11 protein-coding genes are annotated in these 12,143 nt (G+C 70.6%); 4 read left to right on the top strand and 7 right to left on the bottom strand.

Annotation, left to right across the window (positions count from 1 at the left end):
* Positions 1-25: 25 nt before the first annotated feature.
* Positions 26-238 carry a DUF2277 domain-containing protein gene (locus tag ACIBHY_RS32510; protein ID WP_184966672.1) on the bottom strand — a complete coding sequence of 71 codons (213 nt, stop codon included), beginning with the start codon at positions 236-238 and terminating at the stop codon, positions 26-28.
* Between the two features lie 3 nt (positions 239-241).
* Positions 242-979, bottom strand: coding sequence for an IclR family transcriptional regulator (locus tag ACIBHY_RS32505; RefSeq protein ID WP_397248550.1), 738 nt, complete (start codon positions 977-979; stop codon positions 242-244).
* Between the two features lie 49 nt (positions 980-1,028).
* On the opposite strand from ACIBHY_RS32505, the gene ACIBHY_RS32500 reads away from it, so the two are divergent.
* Complete coding sequence (locus tag ACIBHY_RS32500; RefSeq protein ID WP_397308703.1) at positions 1,029-1,727, top strand: VOC family protein; 699 nt, start codon at positions 1,029-1,031, stop codon at positions 1,725-1,727.
* Between the two features lie 155 nt (positions 1,728-1,882).
* Here ACIBHY_RS32500 and ACIBHY_RS32495 read toward each other — a convergent pair whose 3' ends face one another.
* The 5 genes from ACIBHY_RS32495 to aceB all read right to left on the bottom strand — a co-directional run bounded on the left by ACIBHY_RS32495 (position 1,883) and on the right by aceB (position 8,166).
* Positions 1,883-2,620 (bottom strand): IclR family transcriptional regulator, encoded by a 738-nt coding sequence (locus ACIBHY_RS32495; protein WP_397249139.1) that lies wholly within the window; start codon positions 2,618-2,620, stop codon positions 1,883-1,885.
* Positions 2,621-2,764: 144 nt separating this feature from the next.
* Complete coding sequence (locus ACIBHY_RS32490; protein ID WP_397308701.1) at positions 2,765-3,988, bottom strand: (Fe-S)-binding protein; 1,224 nt, start codon at positions 3,986-3,988, stop codon at positions 2,765-2,767.
* A 1-nt stretch (position 3,989) separates the two neighbouring features.
* The gene (locus ACIBHY_RS32485; RefSeq protein WP_397308700.1) at positions 3,990-5,144 is read right to left on the bottom strand and encodes an FAD-binding oxidoreductase; all 1,155 of its coding nucleotides are present in this window, start codon (positions 5,142-5,144) and stop codon (positions 3,990-3,992) included.
* Positions 5,144-6,592: an FAD-linked oxidase C-terminal domain-containing protein gene (locus ACIBHY_RS32480; RefSeq protein WP_397308699.1), complete on the bottom strand. Its 1,449-nt coding sequence runs from the start codon at positions 6,590-6,592 to the stop codon at positions 5,144-5,146. The genes ACIBHY_RS32485 and ACIBHY_RS32480 overlap by 1 nt, the downstream gene beginning before the upstream one ends.
* Positions 6,589-8,166: a malate synthase A gene (gene aceB, locus ACIBHY_RS32475; RefSeq protein ID WP_397308698.1), complete on the bottom strand. Its 1,578-nt coding sequence runs from the start codon at positions 8,164-8,166 to the stop codon at positions 6,589-6,591. Before aceB ends, ACIBHY_RS32480 begins: the two co-directional genes overlap by 4 nt.
* Positions 8,167-8,313: 147 nt before the next feature.
* Here aceB and ACIBHY_RS32470 point away from each other — a divergent pair, with 147 nt between their 5' ends.
* From ACIBHY_RS32470 to hutI, 3 genes are all read left to right on the top strand, one after another.
* Entirely contained in the window at positions 8,314-9,003 is a 690-nt protein-coding gene (locus tag ACIBHY_RS32470) for a DUF4097 family beta strand repeat-containing protein (RefSeq protein WP_397308697.1), read from the top strand.
* A gap of 75 nt (positions 9,004-9,078) precedes the next feature.
* Positions 9,079-10,497 carry a GTPase HflX gene (gene hflX / locus ACIBHY_RS32465; RefSeq protein WP_397308696.1) on the top strand — a complete coding sequence of 473 codons (1,419 nt, stop codon included), beginning with the start codon at positions 9,079-9,081 and terminating at the stop codon, positions 10,495-10,497.
* A gap of 427 nt (positions 10,498-10,924) precedes the next feature.
* Positions 10,925-12,133 (top strand): imidazolonepropionase, encoded by a 1,209-nt coding sequence (gene hutI / locus ACIBHY_RS32460; RefSeq protein ID WP_379616555.1) that lies wholly within the window; start codon positions 10,925-10,927, stop codon positions 12,131-12,133.
* Positions 12,134-12,143 lie beyond the last annotated feature (10 nt).

Here is a 12,143-nt window from a genome sequence, read left to right as displayed (position 1 = left end):
TGAGGGAGCCTGTCAACAGGCCGCTTCAGCGAGCTCCGCGGACCTGGAGGGAGCTGAGGAGTTCCTCGGAGGCCTGGGTGATCGACTCCACCGCGCGGTCGAAGGCCTCCGCGTTGTGCGCGGCGGGCGCGCGAAATCCCGAGATCTTGCGCACGAACTGCAGCGCCGCGGCCCGCACGTCCTCCTCGGTCACGTCTTCGGTGTACGGCGGGCGCAGCGTCTTGATGCTTCTACACATGCCTCAACGGTAATAGCCGATGCGCTGACTGATCTCCCGGGCACCGGCCGCCAGGATCGCGCCGACCTCCGGCAGGCGCTCGGCCGTCAGCCGGTACGACGGTCCCGACGCGCTGACCGCGGCCACCACCGAACCGTCCGAGCCGCGCACCGGCGCCGCCACCGCGTTCAGGCCCAGCTCCAGCTCCTCGACCGTGCCCGCCCAGCCGCGCTCCCTGATCTCGGCCAGGGCGAGACCCTCGACGGTGACGATCGTGGCAGGGGTGTAGCGCTCCAGCTCGCGGGGGAGCGGCAGCGCGCCGAAGGCCAGCAGGACCTTGCCGCTGGAGGTGGCGTGGGAGGGGGTGCGCTGGCCCACCCAGTTGTGTCCGCTGATGGCCGACGGGCCGCGTACCTGGCTGATGTTGACGGCGTGGCCGTCCTGGGGGACCGCGAGGTTGACCGTCTCGCCGACGTCCTCGGCCAGGCGGCGGCAGACCTCCCGGCTCTCCTTGGACAGGTCGAGCTGCGCGGTGGCCGCCCCGGCCAGCCTGACCACCCCGAACCCGAGCCGGTAGCGGCCGCGATCGCCGCTCTGCTCGACCAGGCCGCCCTGTTCGAGGGCGTTGAGCAGGCGGAAGGCGGTGGACTTGTGCACGTCCAGCTCCACGGCCAGGTCCGTCACCCGGGTGGCGCCCTTGCTGGCGAGGATCTCCAGGATCGCGATCGCCCGATCCACCGACTGCACCGAGCTGTTGCTCATGACGCAACACTACTGGGTTCTGTCGGTGGCGGGTGGGAAGCTCTCGCTCATGGAATTCTCGGAAGGCACACCCTGCTGGGTGCAGTTGCTGACGCCCGACGCCGCCGCGGCCAAGCGCTTCTACGGCGGCCTGTTCGGCTGGACCTTCGACGAGCGCGGCGCATGGACCATGTGCCTCGACGGCACCCGTCCCGTCGCCCAGATCACGCAGGCCCCGGGCGAGGCGTGGGAGGTCTACCTGACCACCTCCGACGTCGCCGCGGCCGCGGCCAGGGTTCCGGCCTCTGGCGGCACCCTCCTGGAAGAACCCTTCGACGTCCCCGGCCACGGCCGCTACGCCCGCGCCGCCGACCCGGCCGGGACCCCGTTCGCGCTGTGGCAGCCGGGGGAGTTCACGGGCGGCGGCGTGCACTGGCTCGACCTCAACACGCGAGACGGCGAGCGGATCGACGCCTTCTACGCCGCCGTCCTGTCCTACGACCTTCAGCCGGCGGCCGGCGACTACACGTCGTGGCACTCCGGCGGGCGGCCGGTGGCGGGCCGCCTGGAGATGAACGACTCCGAGTGGGTCGGCGTCCCCGAGCACTGGATGACGTACTTCGCGGTGGCGGACGTGGACTCCGTGGCGGCCTTGGCCGAAGACCTGGGCGGCACCGTGGGCCATGGCCCCGTGGCCTCCCCCCGCGGCCGCCTGGCCATCATCGGCGACCCCGCCGGCATCCCCTTCACCGCCATCACCCCCACCTGACCCGCCGCTTCGATGCCCGCGCGGTTTCGCACGTGGCGCCCTTGGTCGCCCGGAGGACGCCCGCTTGCTTCCGCGCGGTCGCGCACAGGGTGCCGCCTTGCCCCGTGCGGTCGCCCCGCGCCTGCCGGAGCGCGTGTGTGGAGAGATCAGGGAGGTCAGGGGGTGGGGCTGAGTTCTGAGCCGAAGGCGGCGGCGATCTTGCGCATGCCGGTGGCGAGTTCGTCCCGGTCCAGGGCGTCGATGCGTTCGGCCGGGCCGGATACCGACATGGCGGCCACCACGCGGTTGCCGTCCTGCACCGGTACCGCCAGGCAGTGCACGCCCAGCTCCTCCTCGCCCAGGTCCATCGCGTAGCCGCGGACGCGGACCCGGTCCAGTTCGGCGAGCATCGCCTGCGGGTCGGTGATGGTGTTGGCGGTCTTGCGGGGCATGCCGGTGCGTTCGAACAGGCTGAGGGCCTCGTCGGTGGCCCGGTCGGCGAGCAGTACCTTGCCGACGGCCGTGCTGTGCGGCAGCACCCGCCGCCCGACCTCGGCGAACATCCGCAGCCTGCGCGGCGACGGCACCTGCGCCACGTAGACGATGAAGTCGCCCTCCAGCACGGCCAGGTTCGCCGTCTCCCCGGACAACTCGACCATCCTCGTCAGGTACGGCTGCGCCCACACCCCGACCATCCGCTCGGCGACGCCGCCCAGCCGTACCAGCCCGCCACCGAGGGCGTAACGCCGGTCGGACTCCTGCCGCACGTAGCCGCGGGACAACAGGGTCTGCAACAGGCGGTGGATCGTCCCGTACGGCAGGCCCGTCCTGGCCGCGATCTCCGACAGACCGGCTTCGCCGCCGTGCTCGGCCAGCGCCTCCAGCACGTCGAGCGCCCGATCGACCGACTGCACGCTCACCCGCTCACCCCCGCTCGCTCCCCACCCGGCTCCCCGGGCAACTTACTCCCGTTCCACCCGCCTCCAGACCAGCCCGCCCCCGGCCGCCGACGAGGAAAGGTGCGGAGAGCAGACAGTGGGTGGCCGGCCACGGCGGGCTCACAGGCAGACGCCGCGCAGGGACGCGTCGAGGACCTCGGCCGTGTGGGCGACGCGGATCGAGCCGCCCGCCCGCGCCATGGCCGACGCGATCTGCATCGTGCACCCCGGGTTGGCCGACACCAGCACCTCGGCCCCGGTCGACGCCACCGACTTGGCCTTGCGGTCGCCCAGGTCGCGGGCGGCCTCGGGCTGGAAGATGTTGTACGTGCCCGCCGAGCCGCAGCAGATCGCCGCGTCCGGCACCTCGCGCACCGACAGGCCGGGGATGGCCGACAGGAGCGCGCGCGGCTCGGCCCGGATGCCCTGGGCGTGGGCGAGGTGGCAGGCGTCGTGGTAGGCGATGGTCAGGGGGAGGGGGTGGCGCGTGGCGGCGGGGCCCAGTTCGGCGAGCCATTCGGCCAGGTCGACGGTCCTGATGGCGCGGGCCCTGGCCGCCCAGTCCGGCCGGCTGGCGAGCAGCTCGCCGTACTCCTTCATGGAGGAGCCGCAGCCGGCGGCGTTGACGACGACGGTGGTGACGCCGGCGCGTTCAAAGGTGCGGATGGTGCGTCTGGCGAAGCGGCGGGCCTGGTCTTCGCGGCCGGAGTGCACGCTGAGCGCCCCGCAGCAGCCCTGGCCGGGCGGGATCACGACTTCGCAGCCCTCCAGCGCGAGCACGCGCGCGGTCGCCGCGTTCACCTGGGGGAAGAACTCGCCCTGTACGCACCCGGTGAGCATGCCGACGACGGCCCGGCGCGGCCCGCGGGCACGGACGCGGCGCGGCAGGCGCTGCCGGCGGGTGACCCGGGGCGCGAGGGCGGCCATGGCGCCGAGGCTCGGGTGCACGCGCTCCAGGAAGGGCGCCATCCGCTCGGCCAGCCCGATACCAGGACGCAACAGCCGCAGCCGCCGCGGATAGGGGAACAGGCTGAACACGATCCCCCGCACCGCACGCTCGCGCGGGTCGCGCACGTGCACGCGTTCGACCTCGGCGCGCGTCTGCTCGATCAGCCGGTCGTACTTCACCCCGGACGGGCACGCGGTCACGCACGCCATGCACCCGAGGCACGCGTCGAAATGCCCGGCCATCTCGGGGGTGACCGGTGTGCCGTCGGTGTGCTGCTTCATGAGGTGGATCCGCCCGCGCGGGGAATCCATCTCCTCGCCCCACAACACGTAGGTCGGGCAGGTCGGCAGGCAGAACCCGCAGTGCACGCAGTCCTTGATCAGCTTCGGGTCCATGTCAGATCCCTCCCACGAACCGGCCGGGGGACATCCTGCGCCCGGGATCGAACCGCTCCTTCACCCGCCGCATCAGCGGCAGCGCGGACACCTCACCCCACCTGTCCATCCGGTACGGCGAAGCCAGCACGCCGACCCGCGCCCCCGCCTCCCGCAGCCCGGCGACCACGGGCCCGAACCCGGCCCCGTCCCCCCACAGGAAGAACCGGCCGGAGACGGGCGATCCGCGCAGAGCCAGCCCCGTTCCCGCCAAAGCGGCCAGAACGCCGCCGACCCGATCGGGCAGGCAGCGCACCTCGGCCAGCGACTCACCCTCGCCGGCCTCACCCCACCAGCCGGGCATCGCGGAGGTGGCCTCCTCCAGGAGCGTCCGTGCGCGCCCGGCGGCGCAGGCGCCTTCCACGAGGGCGGCCAGCGTGACCGGTCCGGAGGGGTCCGGCCAGTCGAGTTCGACCGCCGCGGGCTCGGCCTGCGAGGCCGCCAGCCGTACCGCGGCCTCCTGGACCCGCGGAGGCGCCAGGCGCGTGTGGACCCACGCCCGCTCGGTGGGCAGCGGGTGCAGGCGGAACGTGGCCTCGGCGATCACGCCGAGTGTCCCGTACGAGCCGGTGAAGAGCTTGCCGAGGTCGTAGCCGGCGACGTTCTTGACGACCTTGCCGCCGGACTTGGCGATCGTGCCGTCGGCCAGGACGACGGTGATGCCGATGAGGAGGTCGCGCGGCGTGCCGTACCGGAAGGAGCGGGGGCCGGCGGTCCCGGCGGCGAGCAGTCCGCCGACGGTGGCCTCGTCGCGGAAGGGGCCGTCGTAGACGAGCTCCTGGCCCCGCGTCGCGAGCCGGTCGGCGAGCGCCTCCAGCGTCACCCCGGCCTGCGCGCGGACGACGAGGTCGCCGGCGGCGTGTTCGATGACCTGGTTCATGCAGCAGGTGTCGATCAGCACGTCGCAGCGCTCGGGCGGCGCGCCCCAGTCGAGCTTGGTGCCGCCGCCGACGGGCACGGCGGCGAGGTCGGCCTCGGCGCAGGCGCGCAGCAGCGCGGAGATCTCCTCCACGGACTCCGGCAGCGCGACGAAGGCGGGCCGCACGCCGCCGACGGCGTCGAGCGGACCGGCCTCGCGCACGGTGACGCCGCTCTTCTCGAGTGCCTCTTCCAGCATCAGAACTGCTCCGCCTTCCCCGACTCGACCAGGGGATGCACGCCCTTCCGCACGCCTGGCACCTCGCCGCAGAGCCGCGGCGTGGGAAAGACCTTGCCGGGGTTCGACAGGTTTCCCGGGTCGAAGGCGCAGCGGACGAGTTGCATGGTGTCGAGATCGTCGTCGGAGAACATCCTCGGCATATATCGGGACTTGTCCACCCCGACCCCGTGCTCACCCGTGATCGATCCGCCGTTCTCGACGCACAGATCGAGGATCTTGCCCGACACCGTCTCCGCGCGCTCGCCCGCTCCCGGCTCCGCGTCATCGAACAGCACCAGCGGATGCAGGTTCCCGTCCCCGGCGTGGAAGACGTTCGCCACCTTGATCCCGTACTCGGCGGAGAGCCGGTCGATGCTCGCCAGCACCGCGGGCAGGCTCGTACGCGGCACCACGCCGTCCTGCACGATGTAGGCCGGGCTGATCCGCCCCACCGCCGCGAATGCCGACTTGCGCCCCTTCCAGATCGCCGCCCGTTCGGCCGGATCGGCCGCCACCCGCAGCTCGAACGCCTGCGCGCAGATCTCCGTGAGCTGAGCGAACTGCCGCTCGACCGCCTCGGCGGGACCGTCAAGCTCCACGATCAGCACCGCGCCTGCCCCCTCGGGATAGGCGCAGGCCACCGCCGCCTCGGCCGCCTCGATCGACAGCGCGTCCATCATCTCGATGGCCGCGGGAACGATGCCCGCCCCGATGATCGCCGAAACGGCCCGGCCGCCCTGCTCGATGCTCTCGAAGGCGGCCAGCACCGTCGTCACCGCCTCAGGGGTACGGCTGAGCCGCACCGTGACCTTGGTGGCGATGCCCAGCGTGCCCTCCGAGCCCACGAACGCCCCGAGCAGGTCGTAACCCGGATCCATCCGGTCGAGGATCACGATGTCCCCGTCGGGGGTGACGATCTCGCAGGCCTCGACGTGGTTGACGGTGAAGCCGTACTTCAGGCAGTGGGCGCCGCCGGAGTTCTCGGCCACGTTGCCGCCGATGGAGCAGATCTGCTGGCTGGAGGGGTCGGGGGCGTAGTAGTAGCCCTGCTCGCGGACCGCCTCGGTGATCGCCAGGTTGGTGACGCCCGGCTCGACGACCGCGCGCCGGTTGGGCAGGTCGATCTCCAGGACGCGCCGCATCTTCGAGGTGACGATGAGCACGCCGTCGGTCCTGGGCAGCGCGCCGCCGGACAGGCCCGTGCCCGATCCCCGGGCGACGAACGGCACGCCGTACCTGTTGCAGAGTTTGACGATCGCGGCGATCTGCGCCGCGGACTCGGCGAGCACCACGACGCCGGGGGTGGCCCGGTGGTAGGTCAGGCCGTCGCACTCGTAGGTGCGCAGGCGTACCGGGTCGGTGATGACCTCGCCCTCACCCGAGGCCACCCCGTGCAGCGCCGTGATGAACTCCGCCAAAGGGGTCATGGCATGCGAGCATAAGCCGGAAGTGTGAGGAACTCCGCGAAATCATCGTCGAGCGCGACCTCCTTGAAGAGCGCCTCGGCCTGCGCGTAGCGCTCGGCGTCGTAGCCGGGCTCCTTCGCGATCTTGGCGAGCTCGTCGGCGATGATCCGCTCGACCAGCTCCTTCGTGACCGTCTCGCCGGTGTCGGCCAGCGCGATGCCGTTGTGGATCCACTGCCAGATCTGCGAACGGGAGATCTCGGCGGTGGCGGCGTCCTCCATGAGGTTGTGGATCGCGACCGCGCCGAGCCCGCCCATCCAGGCGGCCAGGTAGCGCAGGGCGACGTCCACGTTGTTGCGCAGCCCGGTCTCGGTGATAGCGCCGGGGGTGGCCGAGACGCTGAGCAGGTCCTCGGCGCTGACCCGCACGTCCTCGCGGGTGCGGTCGAGCTGGTTGGGACGCTCGCCGAGCACGCCGTCGAAGACCTCACGGCAGATCGGCACCAGGTCGGGGTGAGCCACCCACGACCCGTCGAAGCCGTCGCCGGACTCGCGGGTCTTGTCCGCGCGCACCTTCTCCAGCGCGACCGCGTTGACCTCGGGGTCGCGGCGGCTCGGGATGAACGCGGCCATGCCGCCGATCGCGTGCGCGCCGCGCTTGTGGCAGGTGCGCACCAGCAGTTCGGTGTAAGCGCGCATGAACGGGGCGGTCATCGTCACCGCGTTGCGCTCGGGCAGCAGGAACTCGCGGCCGCGCGTGCGGAACTTCTTGATCACGCTGAAGAGGTAGTCCCAGCGGCCCGCGTTGAGACCGGCCGAGTGCTCGCGCAGCTCGTACAGGATCTCCTCCATCTCGAACGCGGCCGGGTACGTCTCGATCAGAACGGTCGCCCGGATCGTGCCCTGGGGGATGCCGAGCGTGTCCTGGGCGAGGACGAAGACGTCGTTCCACAGGCGCGCCTCAAGGTGGGACTCCATCTTCGGCAGGTAGAAGTACGGGCCCTTGCCCTTGGCGAGCTGGCGCCGCGCGCAGTGGAAGAAGTAGAGGCCGAAGTCGAAGAGCGAGGCGGCGACCTCCTGGCCGTCGACCAGGGCGTGCTTCTCGTTGAGGTGCCAGCCGCGCGGGCGGACCACGATCGTGGCGAGCTCGCCGTCGGGCTTGAGCGAGTAGCTCTTGCCGCCGGTCTCGAAGTCGATGGCGCGGTCGAGGGCGTTGCGCAGGTTGAGCTGGCCGGCCACGCAGTTGTCCCACAGCGGCGCGTTGGCGTCCTCGAAGTCGGCCAGCCAGACCTTGGCGCCGGAGTTGAGCGCGTTGATGGTCATCTTCTGGTCGACCGGGCCGGTGATCTCGACGCGGCGGTCCTCAAGGCCGGGGGCCGGTGCGGAGACCTGCCACTCGCCCTCCCTGACCGCCTTCGTCTCGGGCAGGAAGTCGAGCGTGCCGCCGGCCGACAGCTCGGCCTGCCGCGTCTGCCTGGCCTCCAGGAGTTCCAGGCGGCGGGCGTCGAAACGCCGATGGAGCGCTGCCACGAAGTCGAGCGCCTCCGGGGTAAGAACCTCGTCGAACCGGTCGAGCATCGGGCCGGTGATCTCCATGGGCCGAAACCCCTTTCCATGCTGTGGAAAACGTGTTCTGGATTATGGAAGTGAAGCTACTTCATGAGGGGTCAAGGGTCAAAGACGGGGGTCGGCTAGGGGGCATCCCGGATGCGGGTCCGGGCACGGGCCGGGAAGATTTGAGCTATGAAAACAATCGTGTTCGCGGGGGCCCTGCTGGCCTCCACGGCCGTCCTCACCGGCTGCGGGCTGGCGAGCATCGGGGGGCCCACCGAGGAGAGCGTCGTCAACTACGACGTCAACGACAAGGTCGCGCTCCTGGATGTCAACTCGGGATCTGGTGACATCGTCATCACCGAGAGTGAGCGATCGGGCATCCGCGTCACGGAGACCCTCCAGTGGCGCAACAACAAGCCGCAGGCCGAGCACAAGGTCGAGGGCGACACGCTGCGCGTCACGTACGACTGCAAGGGCGGCTTCGGCTCCTGCAGCGTCAGCTACAAGATCGAGGTGCCCAAGGGCCTGAAGGTCAAGGCCGACGCCGGGTCCGGCACCATCACGCTGCGCAACCTCACCGGAGAACTCGAAGCCTCCGCCGGTTCCGGCGACATCGAAGCCTCCTCCCTCGGCGGCAAGAAGGTCCTCGCCGACGCGGGTTCCGGCAGCATCGACCTCAAGTACGCCAGCGCGCCCGCCGACGTCAGCCTCGAAGCCGGTTCCGGCGACGTCACGCTCACCCTGCCCGGCGGCTCCTACAACGTCAAAGCCAACGCCGACTCCGGAAACTCCAAGGTCGAGGTCACCAACGACCCGAACGCCGCCAACCGCGTGACCATCGAGGCCGGATCGGGGAACATCAACGTCGTACCCGGATAACCAGGTGATGGCCGTGGGGATGTCGTGCCACCATCTGGGGAAGACACCACGGTGTCCGGACGTTCCCTATTAGAGATGACACGAATGCAGAAATACTCCACGCTCGACCAGATCGAGACCGGCGAGATGGACCTCGAAGAGCGCCACGCGCTCCGCCGCGTAGCGGGCCTTTCCACCGAACTCCAGGACGTCACCGAGGTCGAATACCGCCAGCTCCGTCTCGAGCGGGTGGTCCTCGTGGGCGTCTGGACCTCTGGTACATCGAGCGATGCCGAAAACTCCCTGCTGGAGCTCAAGCTTCTGGCCGAAACCGCGGGATCCGAGGTGCTCGAGGGCCTCATCCAGCGGCGGCAGAAGCCGGACTCGGCAACCTACATCGGCTCCGGCAAGGCGCTGGAGCTGCGCGACATCGTCGACGCCACCGGCGCGGACACGGTGATCTGCGACGGCGAGCTGACCCCGGCCCAGCTGCGCGAGCTCGAAGAGGTCGTCAAGGTGAAGGTCGTCGACCGGACGATGCTGATCCTGGACATCTTCGCCCAGCACGCGCAGAGCCGGGAGGGCAAGGCCCAGGTCGAGCTCGCCCAGCTGCAGTACCTCATGCCGCGCCTGCGTGGCTGGGGTGGCAGCCTGTCCCGTCAGGTCGGCGGCCGTTCCTCCAACGGCGTCGGCGTCGGCGGTCGCGGACCCGGTGAGACGAAGATCGAGCTCGACCGTCGGCGCATCCGCGAGCGGATGTCGAAGCTGCGCAAGCAGATCGCCGGCATGTCCACCTCGCGCGAGGTCATGCGCCACCAGCGCCAGCGCCGCGAGGTGCCGGCCGTGGCCATCGCCGGCTACACCAACGCGGGCAAGTCCTCGCTGCTCAACCGCATCACCGGTGCGGGCGTGCTGGTCGAGGACGCGCTGTTCGCCACCCTGGACCCGACCGTGCGCAAGTCGCGCACGCCGGACGGGCGGCTGTTCACGATCGCCGACACCGTCGGGTTCGTGCGCCACCTGCCGCACCAGCTGGTGGAGGCGTTCCGGTCCACGCTGGAGGAGGTCGCCGACGCGGACCTGATCCTCCATGTGGTGGACGGCTCGCATCCCGACCCCGAAGGGCAGATCGCGGCGGTGCGCGAGGTCTTCTCCACCATCGAGGGCGCGCTCGACGTGGCCGAGGTCGTGGTGATCAACAAGGCCGACGCCGCCGACCAGGAAGTGATCGACCGCATCATGCGGCGCGAGCGCAACAGCATCGTCGTCTCCGCGCGGACCGGCGCCGGCCTGCCCGAGCTCATGGAGCTCATCGAACAGCAGCTGCCCCGCCTGGACCACGAGGTGCGCCTGCTGGTCCCCTACGACAGGGGTGACCTGGTCTCGCGGGCCCACGAGGAGGGCGAGGTCGTCTCCGTCGAGCACGTCGAGGACGGCACGATCCTGCACGCCTGGGTGCTGTCGAGCCTGTTCCACGAGCTGGAGAAGGTCGCCAAGCCGGTCGAACGGGTCTGATCTCCATTTTCACCTGTACGGCTATCGCTATCTCGATTGGGTGAATGCCCAGCGTATGGCGGTAGCCGTACATCTTAAATCCTGACAAATGCGACAGTGGCCTTGATGTGCCTGAGATTGCTACCATTGGCCAAGCCTCAGGAGAGCAAAGGGCACGGGTTGCGGATGATGGCTGCTGCGGGACGAGACGCATGCAGGGGGCGCTGTGACGATTGTGATTTCTTCCGAATAACCCTGTACAGTCGGCCGACCTGTGAAATAACGTAACTGAACTGAAATCGCCGGATCATGCGTCCGGCGATACGGTCACCGCACATCATTGGCGGATGAGAGCAGGAGACCCCATGTCGTCCGGACCCGGACTGGACTCAGTGGGCGCGGCGGGAGCCGTGCGCTCTGTTTCGCGTCCGTGCGTGGCGGTGATGCGGTGACCGTTCGCCTGCTGACCAACATCGGCCGCCTCTGGACCGGCAACGAGGTCCTGAGCAACGCGGCCATCCTCGTGCACAACGACCGCATCGCCTGGGTCGGCCGCGCGCCGGACCTGCCGCAGAGCGTGCCCGGCGTCGTCGACGACATCGTCGACGTCGACCATGTGGAGAACCTCGGCGGCGCCCTCGTCACTCCCGGCCTCATCGACGCGCACACCCACCCCGTCTACGCCGGCAACCGCTACGCCGAACTGGCCATCCGCACCGGCGGCTCCACCTCCTCGGCGATCACCGCCGCGGGCGGCGGCGTCGGCTCCACCGTCACCGTGACGCGCGGCACCGACCCGTGGACCCTCTGCAACGGCGTGCGCGAGCGTCTTCGCGCCTGGCTGCTCAGCGGCACGACCACCGTCGAGGCCAAGACCGGCTACCACCTCACGCGCGACGGCGAACTCGCCGACGTGCGGCTCCTGCGCGAGCTGGAGAAGGAGCCGATGATGCCGCGGGTGCACGTCACCTTCCTCGCGGCCCACGTGGTTCCGCCCGAGTACTTCGGCCGCCAGCGCGAGTACGTCGAAGCCGTGGGCGCCTGGTGCGCCGACGCGGCCGCCGCCGGAGCCGACAGCGTCGACGTCTACTGCGACGAAGGCCACTTCACCACCGAGGAATCCCGCTGGGTCCTCGCCTCCGGCCGCAACGTCGGCCTGCTGCCGCGCATCCACGCCGGCCTGTTCAGCCGCCGCGGCGCCGTCCAGCTGGCCGCCGAACTCGGCTGCGCCTCCGCCGACGGACTCCACCACACCTCCGACGAGGACCTCGCCATCCTCTCCCGGTACGGCGTGCCCGCCGTCGTCTGCCCGGCCACCGCGCTCCAGCGGGGCAACCTCCCGCCGGTCCGCAAGATGATCAAGCACGGCGTGATCGTCGCCCTCGGCAGCGACCACAACCCCGGCTACTGCGGCATCACCTCGATGTCCCAAGTCATCGCGATGGCCGTCGCCGCCTTCGGCATGAGCGTCAACGACGCCCTTCGCGCGGCGACGCTCGGTGGCGCCACCGTCCTGGGCGCGCCCGACCGCGGCGTCCTCGCTCCCGGCCGCCTGGCCGACATCGTCCAGTGGGACGCCGACCACGAGGGCGCCTTCGCCTGGTCCTTCGGTCTCAAGCCGCGCCGCGTCTGGCGGGGTGGCACCCCCGTTCAGTAGTTAATCTCGG

Source organism: Nonomuraea sp. NPDC050547, assembly GCF_044457345.1.
GTDB lineage: Bacteria > Actinomycetota > Actinomycetes > Streptosporangiales > Streptosporangiaceae > Nonomuraea.
This window is presented reverse-complemented; position numbering and strand designations above follow the sequence as displayed.